Annotated in this window: 24 protein-coding genes, 1 tRNA gene and 1 pseudogene; 11 read left to right on the top strand and 15 right to left on the bottom strand. The window is 67.8% G+C overall.

What is annotated here, in order from left to right; genetic code table 11:
* Positions 1–145: 145 nt before the first annotated feature.
* Positions 146–502, bottom strand: a complete 357-nt coding sequence (gene hspQ, locus NPJ82_RS05285; RefSeq protein ID WP_342658574.1) for a heat shock protein HspQ — start codon at positions 500–502, stop codon at positions 146–148.
* A 148-nt stretch (positions 503–650) separates the two neighbouring features.
* Here hspQ and NPJ82_RS05280 point away from each other — a divergent pair.
* A tRNA-Ser gene (locus NPJ82_RS05280) sits at positions 651–740 on the top strand.
* Between the two features lie 78 nt (positions 741–818).
* Entirely contained in the window at positions 819–1,580 is a 762-nt protein-coding gene (locus NPJ82_RS05275) for a ZIP family zinc transporter (RefSeq protein ID WP_342658573.1), read from the top strand.
* A 151-nt stretch (positions 1,581–1,731) separates the two neighbouring features.
* Here NPJ82_RS05275 and NPJ82_RS05270 read toward each other — a convergent pair whose 3' ends face one another.
* Positions 1,732–1,890 carry a hypothetical protein gene (locus tag NPJ82_RS05270; protein ID WP_161555560.1) on the bottom strand — a complete coding sequence of 53 codons (159 nt, stop codon included), beginning with the start codon at positions 1,888–1,890 and terminating at the stop codon, positions 1,732–1,734.
* A 104-nt stretch (positions 1,891–1,994) separates the two neighbouring features.
* Between NPJ82_RS05270 and proB the strand changes: the two genes are divergently transcribed.
* The 6 genes from proB to lptG all read left to right on the top strand — a co-directional run bounded on the left by proB (position 1,995) and on the right by lptG (position 10,031).
* A complete protein-coding gene (proB, locus tag NPJ82_RS05265) occupies positions 1,995–3,098 on the top strand; it encodes a glutamate 5-kinase (protein ID WP_342658572.1) in 1,104 nt (367 codons plus the stop codon).
* On the top strand, positions 3,095–3,991 hold the full coding sequence (locus tag NPJ82_RS05260; RefSeq protein WP_342658571.1) for an NAD(P)H-binding protein: 897 nt from the start codon (positions 3,095–3,097) through the stop codon (positions 3,989–3,991). The genes proB and NPJ82_RS05260 overlap by 4 nt, the downstream gene beginning before the upstream one ends.
* Before the next feature lie 55 nt (positions 3,992–4,046).
* Positions 4,047–4,292, top strand: a complete 246-nt coding sequence (locus NPJ82_RS05255) for an acyl carrier protein (protein ID WP_112383549.1) — start codon at positions 4,047–4,049, stop codon at positions 4,290–4,292.
* Positions 4,293–4,371: 79 nt separating this feature from the next.
* A complete protein-coding gene (locus tag NPJ82_RS05250; RefSeq protein WP_342658570.1) occupies positions 4,372–7,626 on the top strand; it encodes an aminotransferase class I/II-fold pyridoxal phosphate-dependent enzyme in 3,255 nt (1,084 codons plus the stop codon).
* Positions 7,627–7,713: 87 nt separating this feature from the next.
* Positions 7,714–8,937: an LPS export ABC transporter permease LptF gene (gene lptF, locus NPJ82_RS05245; protein ID WP_205411666.1), complete on the top strand. Its 1,224-nt coding sequence runs from the start codon at positions 7,714–7,716 to the stop codon at positions 8,935–8,937.
* The gene (gene lptG / locus NPJ82_RS05240) at positions 8,934–10,031 is read left to right on the top strand and encodes an LPS export ABC transporter permease LptG (RefSeq protein WP_112383475.1); all 1,098 of its coding nucleotides are present in this window, start codon (positions 8,934–8,936) and stop codon (positions 10,029–10,031) included. The genes lptF and lptG overlap by 4 nt, the downstream gene beginning before the upstream one ends.
* 336 nt (positions 10,032–10,367) lie before the next feature.
* Here the strand turns inward: lptG and NPJ82_RS05235 are convergent, their stop codons facing one another.
* Positions 10,368–11,465 carry a fatty acid desaturase gene (locus tag NPJ82_RS05235; protein ID WP_342658569.1) on the bottom strand — a complete coding sequence of 366 codons (1,098 nt, stop codon included), beginning with the start codon at positions 11,463–11,465 and terminating at the stop codon, positions 10,368–10,370.
* A gap of 141 nt (positions 11,466–11,606) precedes the next feature.
* Here NPJ82_RS05235 and NPJ82_RS05230 point away from each other — a divergent pair, with 141 nt between their 5' ends.
* Positions 11,607–12,761 carry an N-acetyltransferase gene (locus tag NPJ82_RS05230; protein ID WP_112383474.1) on the top strand — a complete coding sequence of 385 codons (1,155 nt, stop codon included), beginning with the start codon at positions 11,607–11,609 and terminating at the stop codon, positions 12,759–12,761.
* 13 nt (positions 12,762–12,774) lie between these two features.
* Here the strand turns inward: NPJ82_RS05230 and NPJ82_RS05225 are convergent, their stop codons facing one another.
* The 9 genes and pseudogenes from NPJ82_RS05225 to NPJ82_RS05185 all read right to left on the bottom strand — a co-directional run bounded on the left by NPJ82_RS05225 (position 12,775) and on the right by NPJ82_RS05185 (position 20,763).
* Positions 12,775–13,014: a hypothetical protein gene (locus tag NPJ82_RS05225; protein ID WP_342658568.1), complete on the bottom strand. Its 240-nt coding sequence runs from the start codon at positions 13,012–13,014 to the stop codon at positions 12,775–12,777.
* Positions 13,011–13,280 carry a hypothetical protein gene (locus tag NPJ82_RS05220; RefSeq protein ID WP_149681858.1) on the bottom strand — a complete coding sequence of 90 codons (270 nt, stop codon included), beginning with the start codon at positions 13,278–13,280 and terminating at the stop codon, positions 13,011–13,013. Before NPJ82_RS05220 ends, NPJ82_RS05225 begins: the two co-directional genes overlap by 4 nt.
* Positions 13,281–13,446: 166 nt before the next feature.
* Positions 13,447–14,217, bottom strand: a complete 771-nt coding sequence (locus NPJ82_RS05215; protein ID WP_112383471.1) for a transporter — start codon at positions 14,215–14,217, stop codon at positions 13,447–13,449.
* Positions 14,217–14,981 (bottom strand): exodeoxyribonuclease III, encoded by a 765-nt coding sequence (gene xth, locus NPJ82_RS05210; protein WP_342658567.1) that lies wholly within the window; start codon positions 14,979–14,981, stop codon positions 14,217–14,219. The genes NPJ82_RS05215 and xth overlap by 1 nt, the downstream gene beginning before the upstream one ends.
* Before the next feature lie 10 nt (positions 14,982–14,991).
* Positions 14,992–15,330, bottom strand: coding sequence for an iron-sulfur cluster insertion protein ErpA (gene erpA, locus NPJ82_RS05205; RefSeq protein ID WP_112383469.1), 339 nt, complete (start codon positions 15,328–15,330; stop codon positions 14,992–14,994).
* Positions 15,331–15,535: 205 nt separating this feature from the next.
* Entirely contained in the window at positions 15,536–16,717 is a 1,182-nt protein-coding gene (locus tag NPJ82_RS05200) for a M23 family metallopeptidase (RefSeq protein ID WP_112383468.1), read from the bottom strand.
* A 116-nt stretch (positions 16,718–16,833) separates the two neighbouring features.
* Positions 16,834–17,576 (bottom strand): annotated as a pseudogene (locus NPJ82_RS05195) (ferritin-like domain-containing protein).
* Positions 17,577–17,629: 53 nt separating this feature from the next.
* Positions 17,630–18,085, bottom strand: a complete 456-nt coding sequence (locus NPJ82_RS05190) for a peroxiredoxin (protein WP_342658961.1) — start codon at positions 18,083–18,085, stop codon at positions 17,630–17,632.
* Between the two features lie 2 nt (positions 18,086–18,087).
* Positions 18,088–20,763 carry a bifunctional [glutamine synthetase] adenylyltransferase/[glutamine synthetase]-adenylyl-L-tyrosine phosphorylase gene (locus tag NPJ82_RS05185; RefSeq protein ID WP_342658566.1) on the bottom strand — a complete coding sequence of 892 codons (2,676 nt, stop codon included), beginning with the start codon at positions 20,761–20,763 and terminating at the stop codon, positions 18,088–18,090.
* A 93-nt stretch (positions 20,764–20,856) separates the two neighbouring features.
* On the opposite strand from NPJ82_RS05185, the gene NPJ82_RS05180 reads away from it, so the two are divergent.
* Positions 20,857–21,012 (top strand): hypothetical protein, encoded by a 156-nt coding sequence (locus tag NPJ82_RS05180; RefSeq protein WP_342658565.1) that lies wholly within the window; start codon positions 20,857–20,859, stop codon positions 21,010–21,012.
* Between the two features lie 54 nt (positions 21,013–21,066).
* On the opposite strand, the gene NPJ82_RS05175 is transcribed toward NPJ82_RS05180, so the two are convergent.
* The 3 genes from NPJ82_RS05175 to NPJ82_RS05165 form a co-directional block, all read right to left on the bottom strand.
* Positions 21,067–21,705, bottom strand: coding sequence for a sigma-70 family RNA polymerase sigma factor (locus NPJ82_RS05175; protein ID WP_112383465.1), 639 nt, complete (start codon positions 21,703–21,705; stop codon positions 21,067–21,069).
* Positions 21,706–21,803: 98 nt separating this feature from the next.
* Positions 21,804–21,941 carry a hypothetical protein gene (locus NPJ82_RS05170; protein WP_162844014.1) on the bottom strand — a complete coding sequence of 46 codons (138 nt, stop codon included), beginning with the start codon at positions 21,939–21,941 and terminating at the stop codon, positions 21,804–21,806.
* A gap of 41 nt (positions 21,942–21,982) precedes the next feature.
* Positions 21,983–22,783 carry a response regulator gene (locus NPJ82_RS05165; protein ID WP_342658564.1) on the bottom strand — a complete coding sequence of 267 codons (801 nt, stop codon included), beginning with the start codon at positions 22,781–22,783 and terminating at the stop codon, positions 21,983–21,985.
* Positions 22,784–23,053: 270 nt separating this feature from the next.
* Between NPJ82_RS05165 and NPJ82_RS05160 the strand changes: the two genes are divergently transcribed.
* Positions 23,054–23,233 (top strand): NepR family anti-sigma factor, encoded by a 180-nt coding sequence (locus NPJ82_RS05160; protein WP_112383545.1) that lies wholly within the window; start codon positions 23,054–23,056, stop codon positions 23,231–23,233.

Below are 23,233 nucleotides of genomic sequence, written 5' to 3'. Positions count from 1 at the left end.
CCCAAATGCATGTGCCCCGCAAAGGCCACGCCCAGCGGGAAAGAAGCGTCAGCTAGGCAAATGAGGCGACATTGTCAACCGCGCGAGCGGGTATTCGGACGTTTTGCCGACACCGCATGAGACTCGCCCCGCCACGCGCTCGGACTCAGTGCCGATGTTCCTGTCGCAGGCGATAACGCCCATCTTCGAACCCGGTGAACAACCCGGCGATCGCCGGATGGTCGATCGGCTCGTCACTGTCGTCGGGCACCAGATTCTGCTGGCTGACATAGGCGACGTAGCTCGACTCCATGTTCTCGGCGAGCAGATGGTAAAAGGGCTGGTCCTTGGACGGCCGAATCGATTCGGGGATCGCCTCGTACCATTCCTCGGTATTGGCAAAGACCGGGTCCACGTCGAACACCACGCCCCGGAAATCAAACAGGCGATGCCGCACCACCTCCCCGATCGCGAAGCGGGCGTGCGCGATGGCGGGGGCCTCCACCTCCAGGCGGTCGGACATATGGACGGGATCATGACGTGGCATGGAAACAATCTAGGCTTTTTGCGCCGCGGCACAAGTTCGACGCTTGCATCGCCCGAATCCTTCGATTAGAGGCCCGCCCTCGACCGATCGGACGGACGCCCAGGCGCCCGGTGCGAACCTCAGCGGAGAGGTGACAGAGTGGTCGAATGTACCGCACTCGAAATGCGGCGTGCCCTCACGGGTACCGTGGGTTCGAATCCCACCCTCTCCGCCACTTGACATCAAATAGCGCGATCACCGGCACCCGCCGGCCTTTTGCACGTTCCACCCGGTCAGGCATGGGGAAACGTAGATGCATCAGGTTGTAACGGCCGGTCTTTGGGGGCTGGTCGGCGGATCGGCGCTGATCCTCGGCGCGGCCATTCCCTATCTCGTCACCCTGCCACAGCGCATGATCGCCGCGATCATGGCCATCGGCTCGGGCGTGCTGATCTCGGCCGTCGCCTTCGACCTGATGGACGAGGCCTATGCACAGGGCGGCTTCGATTCCACCGCGGCGGGTTTCGTCGGCGGCGCCGCGGTCTACACCCTCGCCAACATCATCGTATCGCGACAGGGCGCGCGTCATCGCAAGCGTTCGGGCAGCAACCCGCAGGAGAGGCAGCCCGATGCCGGGGCCAATTCCGGCCTCGCCATCGCGATCGGCGCGCTGCTCGACGGCATTCCCGAATCGGTGGTCATCGGTACCAGCCTGCTCAGCGGCGGCGGAGTCAGCGCGGTGATGGTCGCCGCGGTGTTCCTGTCCAACGTTCCCGAGGGGCTGGCGAGTGCGGCGGGGATGAAGCGGTCGGGCCGGTCGCCGACCTATGTCTTCGGCGTATGGATCGGCATCGCCCTCGCCTCGGGTCTTGCCGCGATGATCGGCAATGCCGCGCTGGCCGGGGCTGCGCCGGACATCCTTGCGGCCGTCACCGCCGTTGCTGCGGGCGCGATCCTGGCGATGCTGGTCGATACCATGATCCCCGAAGCGACCGAATCGACGCACGATTATTCGGGTATGATCGCCGTGGTCGGCTTTCTGGCCGCCTTCATCCTCACCAAACTCGGGGGCTGAGCGCCGGGGCCGGGCCAAAAAAAAGGCCGGTCCGCAGACCAGCCATGAAAGTTTTTAGGAGAGGATGCCTGAAAGGCCCGCTCCTTGTGCAGCGCAGCAAGCTATCTCGCAAGTGCATTGAATTCACGCGCGATTGCACACCCTGCAATCGTCAGGCGTTGGACGCATAGGCGTACATCAGCCCGAACGCGATCAGCATCGCGAAGACCATATAGGCCGCCATCGACGGCGCGATGATGCGCGATGCCTTCTTGCCCTTGGAATTGTCACCCGCGCCCTCGGGAACATGCGCCATCATCGTCTCCTGCATGAATGAACCATGCCCACCGAACGCGCGAACGCGGCGAAGGATACCGCCCCTTCGTCCGGGGCATGCATTGGCACCCCCCGCCAACCGCGCTAACGCCGTCCGCCATGGCGCTGTTTCCTCCCTCCTCCTGCACGCGGCTGGTCGTGAAGATCGGCTCGGCGCTGCTTGTCGCCCCCGATGGTGCGGTGCGGCGTGAATGGCTCGCCAGCCTTGTTGCCGACCTTGCCGAACGTCACCGCGCCGGGCAGCAGGTCGCGATCGTGTCCTCGGGCGCCATCGCGCTCGGTGCGCGCCGCCTGGGGCTGCCCAAGGGCGGCCGCGCCAGCCTGGAGGATGCGCAGGCCGCCGCCGCGACCGGCCAGATCGCGCTCAGCCAGACCTGGGCCGAACTGCTCGGCGATCAGGGCATCACGGCGGCGCAGATGCTGGTCACGCTGGACGACCTGGAGCATCGCCGCCGCTACCTGAATGCCGCCGCCACGCTGGGCCGGCTGCTCGGCCTCGGCATCGTGCCCGTCATCAACGAGAATGACAGCGTCGCCACCGAGGAAATCCGCTTCGGCGACAATGACCGGCTTGCCGCGCGTATCGCGCAGGCGGCGGGTGCCGGCGGCGTCGTGCTGTTGTCCGATGTCGACGGCCTGTACGATGCCAATCCGCACACCAACCCCGCCGCGCGCCATATCGCACGGGTCGATGCGATCGATGCGGTCGCCGGCATGGCGGATGCCGGCTCGGCCTCCGGCATGGGGTCGGGCGGCATGGTGTCCAAGATCGCGGCGGCGCGCATCGCGACCAGCGCGGGCGCCCATCTCGCCATCGCCAGCGGCCGCATCGATCACCCGCTCGCCACCGAGGCGCGTCATACCCTGTTCGTCGCCGCCCATGCCGCCCCCGCCCGCAAGGCATGGCTGGCCGGCGGGCTCACCGCGCGCGGTGCGATCCATGTCGATGCCGGCGCCGCCCGTGCGCTGGCCGGGGGCGGCAGCCTGCTGGCCGCGGGCGCGGTGCGGGTGGAGGGGCGCTTCGACCGTGGCGACCTCGTCACGATCGAGGGGCCGGGGGGCACGATCGCGCGCGGCCTGTCCGAATATGACGCCGCCGACGCCGCCCGCCTGCTCGGCCGGCGTTCGGACGAGCAGGCCGCGATCCTCGGCTATGCGCCGCGCGCCGCGCTGGTCCACCGCAACCATCTGGCGCTGCTGTGATCCTCGGCGTTACCGGCGCCACCGGCTTTGTCGGCCGCGTCGTGGTGGAACAGGCGCTTGGCCGCGGCCACCAGGTCCGCGCCCTTACCCGCCGTCCGCAACCGCTGCGAGACGGCGTGATTTGGGTAGAGGGCGCGCTCGACCGCCCCGACACGCTGGCGACACTGGCTGGCGGCGCGGACGCCGTTCTCCACATCGCGGGCGTCGTCAACGCGCCCGATCGCGCGGGCTTTGCGGCCGGCAATATCGACGGCACCGCCGCGATGCTCGCCGCCGCGCGCGCCGCCGGTGTCGCCCGTTTCGTCCATGTCTCCTCGCTCTCCGCACGCGAGCCGCAACTGTCCAATTATGGCTGGTCCAAGCGCGAGGCGGAGACGCTCGTGGAGGAAAGCGACCGCGACTGGACGATTGTCCGCCCCACCGGCGTCTATGGCCCCGGCGATACCGAGATGCGCGACATGTTCCGCCTGGCGCGGCGCGGCCTCGCCCTGCTGCCACCACCCGGTCGCCTGTCGCTGGTCGCGGTGGAGGATCTCGCTCGCCTGATTGTCGCCCTCGGGCTCACCCGCGGCCCGCCTGCGGTGCTGGAGGTGGATGACGGCACCGTGCTGACCCATGCCGATCTCGCCCGGCTGATCGGCCGTGCGGTCGGCACCCGCGTGCTGCCGATGCACCTGCCGGCCGGGCTGCTGCGCCTCGGTGCGCGGCTCGACCGCCGTTTCCGCGGTGCGGGCGCCAAGCTGACCCCCGACCGGGTCGGCTATCTCTGCCATCCCGACTGGACCGCCGACCCCGCCCGGCGCCCCGATCCGTCGCTCTGGACGCCCGCCATCGCCACCGCCGACGGGCTCGCGGCCACCGCCCGGTGGTATCGCGACGCCGGTTTGCTATAGGCCGCCGGAAAGACGCCGCATTTGCATGCCATGCGGCTTCCGCGAAAGGATCATCATGAGCGACCGCCAGACCATCTTCGACACCGTCGCCGCCCAGATCGCCCCCTTCAACAAGAAGGGCGTGGCGCTGAGCGAGACGACCACCTTCCAGGGCGATCTCGAATGGGACAGCCTGACCGTGATGGATTTCGTCGCCGCGATCGAGGACGAGTTCGACATCATCATCACCATGAACATGCAGGCGGAGATCGAAACCGTCGGCCAGCTCGTCGATGCCGTCGTCAAGCTGAAGCAGGACTGATCGCCCCCCGCGCCCGCCCGGTTCCGGCGGGCGCGACCGTCCCCGATTGCGGAAACCCCGATTGCGGAAACCTTGTGACATGACCGAAGCCGCCGCCCAGCCCCACGCCCTCCCCGCCGATCCCGCCCCGGTCGCTCCCGACCGCGACCTGATGTCGAAATTCGACGGCCTGATTGCCGAGCGCCGGGCGCTGCTCGATTCCGGGGTCACCGATCCGTTCGCGATCGTCATGGAACAGGTGAAGTCGCCGACCGAGGCGGTGATCGAGGGCCGCGACACCATCCTGCTCGGCACCTACAATTACATGGGCATGACCTTCGACCCGGACGTCATCGCCGCCGGCCATGCCGCGCTCGACCGGTTCGGCTCGGGCACCAACGGCAGCCGGATGCTGAACGGCACCTTCCAGGACCATATGGAGGTCGAACAGGCACTGCGCGACTTCTACGGCACGACGGGCGCGATCGTCTTCTCGACCGGCTACATGGCCAATCTCGGCATGATCTCGACGCTCGCCGGCAAGGGCGATTACGTCATTCTCGACGCGGACAGCCATGCCTCGATCTATGACGGCTGCAAGCAGGGCGTCGCCGAAATCGTCCGCTTCCGCCACAATTCGGTAGAGGACCTCGACAAGCGGCTCGGCCGCCTGCCCAAGGACGCGGGCAAGCTGGTCGTGCTGGAGGGCGTCTATTCGATGCTCGGCGACATCGCTCCGCTGAAGGAGATGGTTGCGGTCGCCAGGAAGCACGGCGCGATGGTGCTGTCCGACGAGGCGCATTCGATGGGCTTCTACGGTCCCAACGGGCGCGGTGTGTACGAGGCGCAAGGGTGCGAGGGCGATGTCGACTTCATCGTCGGCACCTTCTCCAAGTCGGTCGGCACGGTGGGCGGTTTCTGCGTATCGAACCACCCGAAATTCGAGGCGATCCGATTGGCTTGCCGCCCCTACATCTTTACCGCCTCGCTCCCTCCCTCGGTCGTCGCCACCGCCGCCGCCTCGATCCGCAAGCTGGCCACCGCCACCGCCAAGCGCACCCAACTCTGGACCAACGCCCGCACGCTCCACGCCGGCCTCCGCCAACTCGGCTTCCGCCTCGGCACCGAACAGGCCGACAGCGCCATCATCGCGGTCATCCTGGAGGACCAGCAGCAGGCCGCGATGATGTGGCAAGCGCTCCTCCACGCCGGCCTCTACGTCAACCTCGCCCGCCCCCCGCCACCCCCGCCGGCACCTTCCTGCTCCGCTGCTCGCTCTGCGCCGAACACACCCCCGCCCAGATCGAACGCGTGCTGGGCATGTTCGCCGATGCGGGCCGGGCCGTGGGCGTCATCGCCTAAGCCTTTCGCCCGCTTCCCTCGCACCACCGACTGCGATAGCTTCCCTTCCGTGGAGCGGACCGAAGCCGAATTCGTCGCCCGCGAGGGCGGCACGACCTGGCGCACCATCGCGCTCGTCGTCATGGGGCTGGCCGGCGCGGTGACGCTGGTGATGCTGATCGTCACGCTCGGCCACGCCAATCGCCAGCGCGACCGCGCGCTGGACCTGCAACAGCATTCCTATGACGTGATGATCCTGGCGCGCACGCTGGCGGGCACCATCGCCCGGTCGGAGGCGTCGCTGGGTCGCTACGTCATTTCCGGCGACCGCCAGCTTGGCCAGCTTTATTTCGACGAATGGACGCTGGCCCGGTCGCAGATCGACCGCCTCGAACACATCACCTACGACAATCCGCAGCAGCGCCCGCTGATCGACCGCCTGCGCGACGCCTATGACACGCGCGGCGAGGAACTGTCCGCCATCGCGCTCGCCACCACCTATAACAAGAACAGCCTGGCCTATGCCCGCTATTATCAGGCAAGGCAGGCCAGTTCGCTGGCACGCATCACCGGCACGCTGGACGGCATCATCCGCTCCGAACGCGCGCTGCTTGCCGAACGGACGGCGGACGCGAGCGGGTCGGTGGCTCGGTCGAGTCGGATCGCGGGGGGTTTGGCAGGGTTCGGCATCCTGATCGTCGCGGGGGCCATCGTGCTGGGCTGGATGACGGTGCAGGCGGTGGGCGAGCGGGCGGCGGCGCGGGCGGATGCGGAGGCGGCGCGGGCACGGGCCGAGGAACTGGCCGCGGCAGTGGACGAGGCGACGGCCGAGCTGAAGGTGCAGGAGGCCAAGCTGCGCCAGGCGCAAAAGATGGATGCGGTGGGCCAGTTGACCGGGGGCATCGCACATGATTTCAACAACATGCTGGCCGTCGTTCTGGGAGGGCTCGAACTCGCCCGCCGCGCCGCGCCGGGCGACCATGCCGCCCTTCAGCGCCATATCGACAGCGCGACGGAGGGCGCGAACCGCGCCGCTGCGCTCACCCGCCAGCTGCTCGCCTTCAGCCGCGAGGAGTCGCTGAAGCCGCAGGCGATCCTGCCTGCCGCGCTGGTCGCCGGCATGACTGATCTGCTCGACCGGACGCTTGGCGACGCGATCGAGCTGATCGTCGACGATCGCACCACCGGCTGGCGCGTCCATGCCGACCGCGTGCAACTGGAAAACGCCATCCTGAACCTGGCGGTCAACGCCCGCGACGCGATGGAGGGCCGCGGCATCCTGACCATCACCAGTGGCGAGATCACGCTCGCCGAGGGAGCGGTGGGACAATGCGTCGCCGGCGACTATGCCGTGCTGTCGGTAACCGACACCGGCAGCGGCATGACCCCCGAAGTGGCCGAGCGCGTGTTCGAGCCCTTCTTCACCACCAAGCCCGTCGGCAAGGGCACGGGCCTCGGCCTCAGCCAGATCTTCGGCCTTGTCGGCCAGCTGGGCGGCGATGTCGCGCTGCGCACCGCGCCCGGCGCCGGCACCACCGTCACCCTGTACCTGCCGCGCGACCGCAGCGCGGCGCCCGCCGCCCTGCCGGTCGAGCCGGCCGCCCCCGCCCCCATGCCCCCTTCCGCGCTGTCGGTGCTGGTGGTCGAGGATGATCCCCGCGTGCTGGCCGCCACGATGGGCGCGCTGGAGGAACTGGGCCACCACGCCCTGCCCTGCGACGATCCGCTGGCGGCGCCGGCGATGCTGGCCGCCAATCCCGACATCCAGCTCGTCATCTCCGACGTGCTGATGCCGCGCCAGACCGGCCCGGAGATGATCGCGGGCCTGGCCGGCCGCTTCCCCGACCTTGCCGTCCTGTTCGTCACGGGGTTCGCGGGCGAGGCGAATGCGGCGGTGTTCGGCGACCATGAGCTGCTCCGCAAGCCCTTCACCCTGGCCGGGCTGGAGCGCGGTATCGCCGCCGCCATGGCGCGCGCGGCGCACCGCCTGCCCTCCTCCATCGCGGCGGAATGACCGGCGCGCAGAATTGGGGCTGACGCGCGAGCCTCGCGTTCGTATAGCCGAACTCCCCGCCCGCCCGAGCAAGCTCCAAGCCACCGCATGAAATCCATCGACCGCTATATGGCCCGGCTGATCGCGTTGCCGCTGTTCGCGACGCTGGTCATCGCCGCGATGCTGCTGGTGCTGGACCGCATCCGCCGCCTGTTCGACTTCGTCGCGACGCAGGGCGGGCCGATCAGCGTGGTGTGGCGCATGCTGGCCAATCTGCTGCCTGAATATCTGGGGCTGGGCATCCCGATCGGGCTGATGCTGGGCATCCTGCTCGCCTTTCGCCGCCTCGCCACCTCGTCGGAGCTGGACGTGATGCGCGGCGTCGGCATGAGCTACACCCGGCTGCTGCGCGTGCCCTATATGTATGCGATCGTGCTGGCCGCGCTCAACCTGGCGATCGTTGGCTATGTCCAGCCGATCGCCCGCTATTATTACGAAGGGCTGCGCTACGAGCTGCGCACCGGCGCGCTCGGCGCCTCGATCAAGGTGGGCGAGTTCACCCATCTGGGCGACCGCATGACGCTCCGCATCGAGGAAAGCCGCGACAAGGGCCGTGACCTGTCCGGCATCTTCGTCCATGCGCAGACCGGCAAGGGCGACTGGATCGGCGTCACCGCGGAGCGTGGCCGCTTTCTTGCCACCGACGATCCCAACGTCATCATCTTCCGCCTGACCAACGGCACGCTGATCCACGACCGGCAAAGCTTTCGCGCGCCGCGCGTGCTGACCTTCTCCAGCCACGACCTGCCGATCGACCTGCCCAAGTTCGAGAATTTCCGCCAGCGCGGCGGCCGCGACCTGGAGTTCACCCTGCCCGAACTCGCCCGTCACGGACAGGAGGCACAGTCGGAGGAAGCGCGCGACGGCAGCCGTGCCGAATTTCATTTCCGGCTGGTCGAGGTGGTGACGATGTTCCTGCTGCCGCTACTTGCGGTGGCGCTGGGCATTCCGCCGAAGCGATCGACTTCCGCACTCGGCGTCTTCCTGTCGATCGTGATGCTCGTCACCTATCACAAGGTGAACCAGTATGCCGCGGACATCGGCGCGCTGGGCCGTGTCGATCCGCTGATCGCGCTATGGGGTCCGTTCGCGATCTTCGCAGGGATCGTCGGCTGGATGTACTACGTCACCGCCTATGTCCCCGGCGGCCAGCCGATCGGCATTCTGGAGCGCAGCTTCGCCAAGCTGGCCAAACTGTTCACCCGCTGGCTGCCGGGGCCGCGCCGCCGCGCCCGCGAGATGCGCGCGCGTGAAGCGGAGACCAAGGCATGAGGCTGTCCGCCATCTTCCCGTCGCGCACCATCGCCATCTACATGGGCAAGCTGTTCCTGGTCCGCACCTTTGCGATCATGGCGGCACTCGTGCTGGTCCTCCAGGCGCTCGACCTGTTGTCCGAATCGGGCAACATCCTGGCGGTGCCGGGCAATGGCGACGGCGAGGTGTGGCGCTACGTCTCGCTGCGCGCGCCGCAGATCATCTCCTTCGTGCTGCCCTTTTCGGTGCTGCTCGGCACCATCCTGACGCTGATCACGATGAACCAGAATTCGGAGGTCATCGCGCTGAAGGCGGGCGGCCTGTCCGCGCATCAGGTGCTGGCGCCGCTGCTGCTCGCCAGTGCCGGGGTCGCGGTAATCAGCTTCGCGTTCAACGATCGCATCACCCCGCGCGCGACCGCCACGCTCAACGCCTGGCAAAAGGTCGATTACGGCCCCTTGCCGATCGACAGCGGCGACCGCTCCAACGTCTGGGTGCGCGACGGCGACGACCTGTTGCAGGTGGACCTGATCCGCGGTCGCGGCGCCGCGACGCAGCTTGGCGGCGTCACCCTGTACGATCGCACCGGCGGCTCGCTGCGCAGCATCGTGCGTGCACCGCGGGGCCAGCGCGAGGGCAATGCTTGGCGGATCGGCCCTGGCACCCGTTTCGACGTGGCGAGCGGTCAAGTCACCCGCTTCGCATCCATGGTCGTCGGCAACGGCGTCACTCCCGAACAACTGACACTGGCCGGTGTCGATGCCGACAGCCTGTCGTTCCGTGGCCTGTCGGAGGCGATCGACGATCTTCAGAAAGCCGGCCGCCCCACCAAGGCGCTGGAGGGGTCGCTGTGGCACAAGCTGTCCGGTCCGCTCTCCGCCGTGCTGATGCCGCTGCTCGGCGCCGTCGCCGCATTCGGCGTCGCGCGCTCGGGCAAGCTGTTCGTCCGTGCGATCATCGGCATGGCGCTGGGCTTTGCCTATTTCGTCGCCGACAATTTCGCGCTGGCGATGGGCAATCTCGGTGCCTACCCGCCCTTTCTGGCCGCCTGGGCCCCGTTCCTGCTGTTCTTCCTGATCGGCGAAGCGGTGTTGATCCGCACCGAGGAATAGCGGCTGGCTGGGTGAGCCTGTTTGCCGGTCGGTGGCGCACGGCAACATGTCACTCGATACGCCGTCTCGATACGCAGCTTTGCTGCTACTCGACGGCTACTCGAGACGAACGGATGTAGAGGGCGACTTGATGATCCGCTCCGCTGCCTCGGCACCTCCCCAAAGCTGACGTCGTTTAACCCGAACCCTCCGTTCGTCTCGAGTAGGCACCGAGTAGTGGCGCAGCCACGTATCGAGGTGCCGTATCGAGAGACAGGCCACCGCCCCGGAACCATCACGAAAAAAGGGGGAGCGGCACCGCCACTCCCCCCGATCAATCCCGCACCGCGACCGCGCTCAGCGGCGAACCGCCATCGTACTGCGCACGATCTTGTTCACCAGTCCCGGCAACCCCTTGTAGCTCGCCTTGTGATAGGGCGATCCCGGCTCCAGCGCGGCGGTCACCCGGCGGTGCGCCTCGCCCAGATTATGATAGGGCACACCCGGCAACAGGTGATGCAGCGCGTGATAGCGCAGGCCGACCGGCGCCCAGAACGCGGGCAGCAGCGCCGGCGGCGGCACATTGACCGAGTCGAGATACTGCGCGGTCACCGTCATCGCCTCGCCGTCATTCTCCCACAGATGCGCGACCAGCGTGCGGACCTGGTTCACCACCGCCACGCCCGATCCGATCGCCATCGCGATCAGGAAACCGCGCAGCGGGATCGTGCCGGTGGCCACCATGGTGACGATCGCGATCGCCCAGATGCTGGCCGCAGTCTCGACGCGGTTCCACATCCGCGCCGCCTCACCCTCAGGCATGCGGCGGCGGAACTGCGGGTTGATCGCCAGGGCCGAGTAACGCTCGACCACGACGCGGCGGAAGCCGGGGATCACCAGCGACAGGGGCGACAGGATCGCGAAACGGATCAGCAGGCCGAGCGGCGCGAGCGCGGACACCAGGATGAACACCGGCAGCGTCCACGGCTTCATCAGCGCCAGCGGCAGATATTCCGGATCCTCGACCGTGCCATAGCGCGTCTTGGCATGGTGCAGGTTGTGGACCCCCTCATACATGAAGGAGGGCGTCAGCATCGGCACGCCGACCAGCGCGTTCCAGCCACCGCGAAAGCGCGGCAGCGCGGCATGCTTCATGTGGCTGATTTCGTGGATGAAGCTGAGCGCGCGGTAGAGCGCCAGCATCGACACCACGCCCGCCGCGATTGCCAGCGCGGTCGAGCCGGCCGTCACCGCCACCGCCAGCGCGCCATAGCCGATCACTACCGAGGCGATCAGGTCGGCCCAATAGACGCCGGCGCGCGGCGCGATCAGGTCGCGCGTCAACTCCGCCGCGGTCCGCAGCATCGTCTTGTCGTCCGCGATACGGTGCAGCGGCACCTTGGTCGCGGCGGCACCGCCAGCGGTGCTCCGGGCGAGGGAAATTGTGGTGTCCATGACCTTTTCCATTGCCACAAGATAGTGGCGGGACCGTGGCATTTACAGCGCCGCGCCGCGGGCGGGCTGGCGGAATCCTCACTCGCTATGATCGACGGATGCGTTTAGGAGGCGCGACACTTATCGATTGCGGGAACGACCATGGCCGACACGTTGACGATCCGACCGGTGCTGACGCAGCGCGACCGCAAGGCGTTCGTCGACCTGCCCTTCCGCCTGTATGCCGACGATCCCAACTGGGTACCGCCGCTCAAAGGCGAGGCGCTGGGCCTGATCACCCCTGAGAAGAACGGCTGGTACAGCCATGCCAAGGCGCAGCTTTTCCTGGCCGAGGAGCGGGGACGCGTGGTGGGGCGCATTTCCGCGCATATCGATACGCTCGCGCTGACCATGCCCGCCGAACAGGGCTTCGGTCCCGGGATCGGCCAATGGGGGCTGATGGATGCGGAGCGGCAGGATGTTTTCCAGGCGCTGCTGGCGGCGGCGGAAGGCTGGCTGCGCGAGCAGGGCATGACCCGGGCGATGGGGCCGGTGTCGCAATCGATCTGGGAAGAACCCGGCCTGCTGGTCGATGGCTATGACCATGCGCCCACGATCATGATGGGCCATGCCAAGCCCGAATATCGCGGCTGGATCGAGGGAGCGGGCTACACCACGATCAAGCAGCTCTTCACCTACGAACTGGACATCACCCAGGAATTTCCGCCCATCGTGAAGCGGATCATCCAGTCGGGCGAGAAGAACCCGCGCATCCGCGTGCGCGAGGTGAACAAGGCCCGGTTCGAGGAAGAGGCCGCGATCATCCTCGACATCCTGAACGATGCCTGGGCGGACAATTGGGGCTTCGTCCCCCTCACCCCGCCAGAGATCAAGGATGTCGGCGTCAAGCTGAAGCCGATCGTGTTCAACGACCTGATCCGCATCGCCGAGCTGGACGGCAAGCCCGTCGCCTTCATGATCACGCTGCCCGACCTGAACGAGGCGATCAAGCCGCTGAACGGCAGCCTGCTACCCTTCGGCTGGGCCAAGCTGCTGCTGTGGCTGCGCAAGCCGCAGGTGCGCACGATGCGCGTGCCCCTGATGGGCGTGCGCAAGGATTTGCAGTCCTCGCGCATGGCCAGCCAGCTGGCCTTCATGATGATCGAATATATCCGCCGCGCCTCGGTCACCAAATACGGCGCCAGCCGGGGCGAGATCGGCTGGATCCTCGACGACAATCAGGGGATGCGCTCGATCGCCGAGACGATCCAGAGCCGCGTCAACAAGACCTACAACGTCTACGCGCGCGACCTGTAAACGGGCGTGCCGGTCAGCGCGTGACCGGCATCAACCCTTGCGCGATCCATTGCCGCATCGTGCGGCACACCGGTCGCTCGCCCCGCGCCTCGCGGTAGCAATAGCGTTGCTGGCCGAGGGCGGGCTCCTCGGGCGCGGCCAGGGCGGCGGCCATCACCCGGGCGTCGATCCGCTCCGGCCTGGCCGCGGTGGCCGCGGTGCCGGCCGTTACGGCCAGCACCACCGCCACCATGCGCCATGCCCCGCGGGTCACTTCGCTTCCAGCGGATCGAAGCCGCGGGCCAGCCAGTCCGAACGGGTGCGGCATTCCTTGCGCGAGATCCGCGATCCGGTGACCGTGTCCTTGATGCAATAGCGCAGCGTGTCGGCGCGCTCGGTGCGAGCCGTACCGCGCTCGGGGCTGGCAGCGGCGGTGGCGGCAGCGGCGGCGGGTGCCTTCACCACCGGCGCATCCTTGGCGGCAACGGCCACCGGCGCGGTCAGGGCGATGGCAACGGCGATCAGCTTGGCTTGGAACATGATGGTCACTCCCTTGAACACCGGGGCGGCGCCCCGATGTCCCAGGCAGTGCAGCAACCGTGCCAGTTCGCTAACACAGCGGAAATCCGCCATTTTTGAAAAAAAGGCCTAATTCGCGCTCGCCAAGTGATGGTTCGGCCCGCCAACTCGTGGCGAAATCGGCCGATCAGAAGTGGCGCGCAACCCCGCAATAGAAGCGCGCCGCCGGTGCGCCGCCGGTCAGGCCGAACACAGATCCGACGTCGAACTGCACTTCGTCGCTCGGCTGCCATGCCACCGCGAGGCCCGCGACCGCCTGCCGCGAGGGCTCGACCGGGTCGTCGTCCCGCCGCCACTGCACCTCGCCGACCAGTTCCCAGGCGTCCGACACGTCATATTCCAGACCGATGACGCTGCCATAGGCCAGATGCCGGCCGGCACCGTCCTCGTCCGCTGCCGCATCGATCTCCGGCATCAACTCGAACTGGAGCGCATCGGACAGGTCATAGGTCATCGGCACCATCAACCCCGCCGACCATGTGCCGGCGCCCACCGGCGCCCGCCCGACGGGCAGGGTCACGATCGGCTCCACCGCGATGGCAAAGCCATGCCCGTCCGGATTGCGCAGGTTGCGCTTATATTCCAGCGTGACGTCGCCGACCCGGTCGGCACGCCCGCCCCCGGCCCCGCGCTCGCGCACATGGCCGAAGGGGGTCCAGCCGACCGCGACCTCGCTCGACGCGTCCAGCCCCAGCCGCACCAGCGTATCGCCGAACAGCCAGGTGTCCGCATCGCTTCCCCGCTCCCAATCGGCCAGCGCGACCTCGACCATCACCGATCCCGGATCAACGGTGCAGGCCGGCGAACTGAGCCCCGGCCGATCGGGGCACAGATCGCGCTGCGCCTGGGCCACGCCCGGCAGAGCGACCAGCAGCGCCGCCATCAGCAACGGGCGCATCAGCGCAGCGTCACCCAGGTGGGGGCATGGTCGCTGGCCTTTTCACGCCCGCGATACGCCTTGTCGACGCCGGCATCGACCAGCCGGTCGGCGGCCTGCGGGCTGAGCAGCAGATGATCGATCCGGAACCCGGCGTCGCGCGCCCATGCCCCCGCCTGATAGTCCCAGAAGGTCCACACCCCGCCCTTGGGCGCACGGGTGCGCAATGCATCGGTCCAGCCCTGCGCCAGCAACCGGCGGTAAGCGGCCCGGCTCTCCGGCTGCATCAACGCATCCTCGGCCATGGCGCGCACGGAGAAGGTGTCGTCGTCGTTCGGGATGACGTTGTAATCCCCCGCCAGCACGGCAGGAACTTCCTCGGCCAGCAACACCTTCGCGCGCGCCGCCAACCGCTCCATCCAGCGCAGCTTGTAATCGAATTTGGGCCCCGGCCGCGGATTGCCGTTGGGCAGGTACAGGGCGGCGACCACCAACCCGTCCACATCGCATTCCAGATAGCGGCTCTGCTCGTCCTCGCCCGCCAGCCCGCGCTGCCGCTCGACCGGCGTGGCACCCTTCGCCAGCACCGCGACGCCGTTCCAGCTTTTCTGCCCATGCCACACCGCGCCGTATCCGGCCGCTTCGATGTCGCTCAGCGGGAAGGTCTCGTCGCTCGCCTTCAATTCCTGAAGGCAGACGATGTCGGGCTGTTCCTCGGTCAGATACTCGACCAGCCGCGGCAACCGCGCCTTGATGCCGTTGACGTTATAGGTGACGATTTTCACAGACAACCGATCAGACGGAGAAGCTGGTGCCGCAACCGCAGCCCGAGGCCGCGTTGGGATTGGTCACCCGGAACGCCGCGCCGCCCAGCGACTCGACATAATCGACCTGCGCCCCGCGCACGAGGTCCAGGCTGATGCTGTCCACCACCAGGCGCACGCCATCGGTCTCGGTCACCGCATCGTCGCTGTCCGCCATGTCGGCGAACCCGAACTTGTACTGGAACCCCGAACAGCCCCCGCCCTCGACGGACAGGCGCAGGATGGCGGGCTTGTTCTGCTTGGCCGCGATGGCCGCGACGCGCGCGGCGGCGGCCTGGGTAAGCCCGATGGCGGATACTGCACTGGTCATGGCCGGGAGATAGGCGCCTCGTGCCCCCCCGGCAATGGCGTCACCGCTAGACGGTCGTTTGAAAAACTCGCGGAAAAGCGAGTTTTTGGGACGGTGCCGGCCCACTCCCCCACCCGGCCACCCATCAAGGATACTTCGTGGGTGGCCGGGTGGGGGAGCGGGCCGGCACCGCGAAACGCGCATCAGCGCGTTTTCAAAAGGCGCTTCAATCCTGCGCGGCAGGGCCGTCGGTGGAAACCGGGATCTGGTGAACGCTGTGATCCTGCGAGGCGAGCAGGTAATCGGCGGTGGTCAGGAACGGCACCGGGTTCACCGCATGACCGTCCATGCGCACTTCATAATGGAGGTGCGGGCCGGTGGAACGCCCGGTCGAACCCATCAGCGCGATCAGCTGGCCGCGGTGAACGCGCGCGCCGTCGGTGACCAGGATCTTGGACAGGTGGCCATAGCGCGTCGCGATGCCCTTGCCGTGATTGATCTCGACCAGATTGCCGTAGCCGCCGCGACGGTCGGCATGGGAGACGATGCCGTCGGCGGTGGCATAGATCGGGGTGCCGACGGGGCCGGGAATGTCGACGCCGGCATGCATCGCTGCGGTGCCACGGAACGGGTCGGAGCGGATGCCGAAGTTGCTGGTGAATTGCAGATTGGCGACCGGCTGGACCGAGGGGATCGCGATCGTCCCCTGCTGCAGGCCGTCCATCTTCTTCCAGCTCTGGAAGAGCGTCCGGAACTGCTGGTCGGCATGCAGGTCGGCGGCGGCCTCGGCACTGTTCGCCGGGATATATTCGCCGCCCATCGCCGCGCCCTTGGCCGGCGCGCTGCGCTTGGCGACACGCTCGGGCTTCAGGCCCAGCTTGCGGATGGCCGCGCTGGTGTCGGCATAGCGGCGATCGAGCATCGCCTGCGCCGGCACGGCAAGCGCCGCCTGCCGCGTCTCGACCTTGGTCAGCGGCGCCAGCACATGCGCCTCGACGCCGTCCTTGGCCGCCGGCACCGGCAGCGTCGCGGCGGCCAGCTCCTTGTTGTAACCCTCGCCGGTCATCACCGCGGTCAACAGCGCCTGGCGCTGCTCGACGCGTTGGGCATGGACCTGGGCGGTTTCGCGGATCGCGGCGACCCGCGCCTGCATGCGCGCGATCTGCGACTCCATCTGCGCGATCTGCGCGGTGTTGTCATGATGGGCGACCGCGCCGGTCGCCGCCATCGCGCCGTAACCCGACAGGCTCAGCACCATCGCGCCGGCGGTGGCGACGCCGAACTGCGCACGACCGTGCAGGCGGAAACGGCGAACCGAGCGACCATCGTGGAACAGGATGTTGCGGGTGACGAACAGACCGCGGAGGCGGGTTGCAAGCCGAGCGGCCGATACCGGAAAGCTAATCATCGAACCCCGACAAGCTGCGTCATCCCGCGGCAAGGTCCCACGGAACGACTTCGTGCATCCAACGCTGTTTCGCAGCCCCACCGCGCCCCAGACGCGCAAAGGTTTGCCGTGGAACGTCAGTTCTGGGCAAGAGGCGCGTAGAAGTCTCGCGTCAGACCGGCTGACTCGCGCGCCGAGTCGTTGAACGGAGGCTTCAGCGAACCCCGGAAATAGCGGCGCACTAGCGCCTGCCAGTGCGGTGCCGGATCGATATCCTGTTCAGCGCTCACATAACCGAACCATTTCGCACCGAATCCGACATGGCGGATCTCGTCGGTATAGATGCGGTTCAGAATGCGCGCGGAGGCGGTGTCGCCCGCCGCCTCGAACCGCGCCACCGTTTCCGGCGTCACGTCCAGGCCGCGCGCTTCCAGTACCATCGGCACCACCGCCAGCCGCGCCATGGCGTCATGGGCGGTCGCCTCGGCCGCTTCCCACAAACCGGCATGGGCGGGCAATGCCCCGTACGGCGTACCCAGCCGGCGCAAGCGTCGGTCCAATATGGCAAAATGCATCGCCTCGTCCGCGCCGACCGATATCCAGTCATCAGCAAAGCGGCGCGGAAACTGTGCGCCGAAGCGCGCGGCCATGTCGAACGCCAGGTCGATGGCGGAAAATTCGATATGCGCGAGCGCGTGGAGCAGCGCGGTCCGGCCGCGCTCCGATCCGCCCCGCCCGCGTTTGGGCATGCGGTTGGGGGCAGCAGTTCGGGCCGCTCGGGCCGCGCCGGCACATCGGGCAGGCCCGCGTCGAACCGGTGTTCCAGCGCCCCGCGCCGCCAGCGCCGCGCGGTTTCCCGCGCCATCCGCACCTTGGCCATGGGGTCCGCAGTGTTCAGCACCGCCGCACAGGCCGCGCCCAGGCTGGTCGCGTTCACAGGCCCTGCACCGCCTCCAGCACCGCCTCGGCATGGCCCGGCACCTTCACCTTGCGCCACGCGCGCACCAGCCGGCCGTCGCGCCCGAACAGGAAGGTGGCACGCTCGATCCCCATATAGGTCTTGCCGTACAGCATCTTCTCGCCCCACGTCCCGAACGCGTCGCACACGGCGCCGCTCTCGTCGCTGAGCAACCGGACCGACAGGTCGTGTTTCGCCGCGAACTTCGCATGTCTGGCCGCGCTGTCCTTCGACACGCCGACCACGCTTGCCCCCGCCGCCACGAACTGCGCGCTCAAGGCGCTGAAATCCAGGGCCTCGCGCGTACATCCCGGCGTGTCGTCCTTGGGATAGAAATACACCACCGCGGGCAGCGGCAGGCTGTCCAGCGACACGGCCGTGCCGTCCGCCGCGACGGCGCTCACCGCCGGCATCGCCTCGCCCTCGACCATTGTCATGCCTTGCTCTCTCCACCCTGCCAGACGCGGGCGACCTCCTGCCGGGTCGTCTCCAGCATGGCAACCACCGCCGCCCAGTCCGCCACCCCCAGCGCACGCGCGATCAGCGCCTGCGTCGCCGGGGCCGGCGGCTGCCCGTCGGGTGCCAGCAGCCGCAGGGCGACCAGCGCACGCGTCAATCGGTCATGCGCCTCGCGCATCCCCGCCGGCAGCACCCCCGCCTCCACCAGCGCCGCGATCGCTTGCCCCAGATGCGGGTCGAACCCGACCCGGTGGATCAACTGCGCCCGGTGCACCGCGAATTCCAGATCGACCAGACCGCCGGGCGACAGCTTCACGTCCAGCGGCCCCGATGGCGGCTTGTGGCGCATCATCTCGGCACGCATCTCCTCCGCCTCGCCGGCGATGTCGCGCGCCGGCCGCTCGCCGGCCAGCACCCGGTCGACGATGGCCTGCGTCGCCGCACGCGCCGCCGCCGACCCGAAGATGGGCCGGGCGCGGGTCAGCGCCATATGCTCCCAGGTCCATGCGTCCTCGCGCTGGTAGCGCGCGAAACTCTCCAGCGAGACGACCAGCGGCCCCTGCGTGCCCGACGGTCGCAGCCGGGTGTCGATCGGATAGAGCGGCCCCGCCGCGGTCGGCACCGACAGCGCCGCCGTCACCCGCTGCGCCAGCCGGTTATAATAGAGCGTGGCGCCCAGCGGCTTTTCGCCATCGGACTCGCCGGCAAAGTCGCCGGTGAAGAGGTACACCAGGTCGAGGTCGGACGCATGGGTCAGCGCCGCGCCCCCCATGCGCCCCAGCGCCAGGATCACCAGTTCGCTGCCCGGCACGACGCCGTGCCGTACCGCGAACGCATCGACGGTCGCGCGCGCCAGTACCTCGACCGCGGCCTCGGCCACCCGCGCATAGCCTCCCGCCACCTCCAGCGGATCCGACGCCCCCGCCACCACCTGCGCCCCCAGCGCAAACCGCATCTCCCCCACCAACTGCCGCACATGATCCAGCCGCCGCTGATAATCATCCGCATCGCCGCCGCTCATCGCCGCGACCAGGGTCGACACCGGCCCCATCGGCTCGAAGGCGGTGGCGTCGATCAGTCCGTCGAGCAGGGCCGGCCGCCGGGTCAGGTCGGTCGCCAGCGGCTGCGCATGGCTCAGGATCGCGATCAACAGCGTCGCCAGTCCCGGCCGCGCCTCCAGCAGGCGGAAGATGTTGATCGCGCTCGGCATATGCTCGAACAGCGCATCCAGCCGGATCATCGCGTCCGCCGGATCGGGTGCGGCGCCCAGCGTCTCGACCAGCGTCGGCAGCACCGCCTCCAGCGCGTCGCGCGCCGCCGGACTGCGCAGCGCGGCATAATTGCCCCCGCGCCACGCCGCGATCCGCCGCGCCGCACCATCCGCATCGGCAAAGCCCATCTTCGCCAGCCGCTCGGCCAGCCCCGCCCCCTCGCCCGGCAGGCCGACACCCTCGCGGCCATCGTCCAGCGCATCATAGGTCCGCCCGACCCGCGTCACATGCGGTGCCAGCAGGTCGATCAGCGCGGCCCCGTTCTCCAGGCCATGCAACCGTGCGACCTGCTCCAGCCCATCGCCGGTCGGCAGCTTATGCGTCTGCCGGTCGTCGATCATCTGCACCCGGTGCTCGATGGTGCGCAGCAGGGTGTACGCTTCCCCGAACGCTGCCGCATCCCCTTCGTCGATCCGCCCCGCCGCCGCCAGCCGCGCCAGCGCCTCGCGCGTCGCCGGCGCCCGCAGATGCGCATCCCTCCCGCCATGGATCAACTGATGGATTTGCGCGAAAAATTCGATCTCGCGGATGCCGCCGCGCCCGCGTTTCAGGTCGTATCCCGGTCCGAATGCCTGTCCCTGCGCATGGTGATCGCGGATGCGCCGCGTCAAATCGCGCACCTCGCGCACCGCACCGAAATCGAGCGTGCGGCGCCATACGAACGGCTTCACCGCCTCCAGGAAGCGACGGCCGAGCGCGATGTCGCCCGCCGCAGCGCGGGCGCGAATGAACGCGGCCCGCTCCCACGCCAGCGCCTGGCTTTCATAATAAGCGATCGCGCCGTTCACCGGCAGCGCGATAGGCGTCGCCTCGGGCGACGGGCGCAGTCGCAGGTCGACCCTCAGGACATAGCCGTCCCCGTCGCGGGCCTGCAAAATCTCCACCACCCGCTTGCCTATCCGGACCGCCGCTTCCTCCGGCTCTTCCCGCGCCCGGCGCGGCAGCGTTTCCGGATCGAACAGGAAAATCGGATCGATGTCGGAGGAATAATTCAGTTCGCCGCTACCCTGCTTGCCCAGCGCGATCGCGACGAAGCCTTGCGGCTCGGCATCCGGCACCCGCTCGGTGATCGCGGCGCGGATCGCGGCATCCAGGGCATGGTCGGCGAAACTGGTCAGGGCACCGGTGACCTCTCCGAGATCCAGGACCCCGGCCAGATCGCCCAGCGCGACCGTCAGCGCCAGCGCGCGCCGCTCCAGCCGGAGCCGCCGCCCGACCGGTTCGTCCGCATCGCGCCTGATGTCGAGGTTCAGCCGTCCGTCAAAGGCCTCGGCCGTGCGCTCCGGCTCGCGCTCCATCAGCATGGCGAGAAATGGCGAATGCGCGCGCGCCCGCGCGGCAGCTTCGGCAATGGCTGCATGCTCGATGCGGTTCGTCATTCCTCGTCCCATGCAATTGTGCCTCTTGACATCCGGCAGGAAACTTGCGCCGCATCCGACCGTTCAGTCGGTATGGCACCGCAAGCATCCGGAATGAAGCAGGGTAACGGCATCATCGTCGCACGACCGCGATTGACCGATGCGATCGGTGCGGCGCTGCGCGATGCCTATACCGCGCTGCCGACCCGGAACGATGACTTCATGGCGCTTCTGCGCCAGCTCGACACCGCCACGACCCGCCCCAACTGAAAAAGGCCACCGCACGAATGTGCAGCGGCCCTTCCCGTCAACGATCTCGATCGATCAGCGCCCGCGGCTCAACTCGTCCACATCGCCCATGATTGAATCCAGCGCGGTCTTGCTGCTGTCCGTTTCATGCTCGCGCCGCGACGGCAATGTTCCATCGCTCAGGATCGATTCCAGCGCGACGCGACCGCGCGCCACCCGGCTCTTGATCGTCCCCACGGCGACGTTGCAGATTTCCGCCGCTTCCTCATAGGCGAAACCACCCGCGCCGACCAGGATCAGAGCCTCGCGCTGGGGTTGCGGCAGGTGCATCAGCGCGCGTTGCATGTCGCCTAGTTCGACGTGACGATCCTGGCTGGCCGGTGCCGCCAAGATACGGTCCGCCACCAGATCGTCCCACTCGCCCTTGAAGCGGGCGCGGCGCATCTGCGACAGATACAGGTTGCGCAGGATGATGAAGGTCCAGGCGCGCATATTCGTGCCCGCCTGGAAGCGCTTGCGCGCCGCCCAAGCCTTCAGCAGCGTTTCCTGCACCAGATCGTCGGCCAGATCGCGGCTGCCGGACAAGGATCGCCCGAACGCACGCAGATGCGGGATGACTCGCGCAAGTTCCGCCTTGAACTCGGAATCAGGTAGAGCAACGTGCTCGACCGGCGCGTCGCCTGGGAAATCGTCCCGCGGCTGGGGCTGGGTCATGGAAATCCGATCATCCGAAGGCGCTCGCGGTCGAACGCCCTCGCTACATAAGGAACCGGCTGGCCGAATGCCAGCGTCGTGCGTGCAGGCGACGGAGGTCAGCGCATCACCAAAAAGGCGAAGATGACAATTACCAGCACGAGCGAGACGGGCAGGATATACCGCGTCATATGCGGTGTGCTTCCTGCCCGAGCGCGCTCGCCATCGACATGCATGGGTTCGTTCGGATCAGCCATGCACCGTCAACGCACCAACATCGTTTTGGGTCCGTAATCGTTTAAATTGCCGGAACCGTGCTTTCGTCGAAGAACAGCGCCTGGCTGATCGCCGCCTTCACCGTGGACCGCTGGAACGGCTTGGTGATAAGGAAGGTCGGCTCCGGACGCTCGCCGGTCAGCAGACGTTCCGGGAAGGCGGTGATGAAGATCACCGGCACCTCGAACTCGGCCAGGATATCCTTCACCGCATCGATGCCCGAGCTGTCATCGGCAAGCTGGATGTCGGCCAGCACCAGACCGGGGCGATCCTCCATCGCCAGCGCAACGGCCTCGTCGCGGGTTACCGCAACGCCGGTCACTTCATGGCCCAGGTCACGCACGATCGTCTCGATATCCATCGCGATGATCGGCTCGTCCTCGATGATCAGGACGCGCGCACGCGTCTGCTTCTCGATCTCGGCCAGCGCCTCGGCGACCAGCTTCTCGACCTCGCTGGGGTCGACGTCGATCAGATAGGCCGCGTCCTCGGGCGTGAATCCTTCCATCGCCGTCAGCAGCAGCGCCTGACGCGACAGGGGCGTCATGCGCGCCAGGCGAGCACGGGCCACGGCCTCTCCGCCATCGGCGCCGCCGGTGTCGATGTCGAGTTCGTCATAGTTCGCCGACGACCAGATTCCCTGGAACATCCGGTACAGGCCGAGACGGGGATCAACGTCACGCGGAAACTGGTCAGGCGCGGCGACGATCGCTTCCAGCGTGGCGCGGACATATTTGTCGCCATGGCTCTGGCTGCCGGTCAGGGCCCGGCCATAGCGCCGCAGGAAAGGAAGATGGGGCGCGAGTTGCTGTCCAAGCGACATGGGTATTCGGTACTCCCTGACGTGATCGCGGGCCTCTCATGTGTCCGGGGGCCCGCCGGTTTTCAATCCCGTTCGTCGAAATCGCCGTCGGACGTCGGATGAACCCTACGCCTCGCGGAATTTTCGCGTTGCGGCTGGAACCATCGACATCCAATTTGGTTTCCTCGCGTTATCAACTATGGCTCGCACACGTCGCGGAAGCACGGCGAGAACCGTTACCGCAGCGTCTGTTGCCCAAGTCCTTGGGTCGTGCAGGGGGAATTTTTGAGTTTGGGCACCGAGACGAAGAAGACCACGCCGTCCAGCAAACCGGGCCAGCCTGGCGATTCAGGCCAGCAGGGTGCGGACAAGGACCGGGACATGGGTGGCGCGTTGCGCTCGGTGTACCAGAAGGCGGTCGATGAAAAAATTCCGGACGAGATGCTTGATCTCTTGAGCAAGCTCGACTGA

It is taken from the genome of Sphingomonas sp. NY01 (assembly GCF_038809135.1).
Classification (GTDB): domain Bacteria; phylum Pseudomonadota; class Alphaproteobacteria; order Sphingomonadales; family Sphingomonadaceae; genus Sphingomonas; species Sphingomonas carotinifaciens.
Note: the sequence above shows the minus strand (reverse complement) of the source record. Positions and strands in the feature narration are given on the sequence as shown.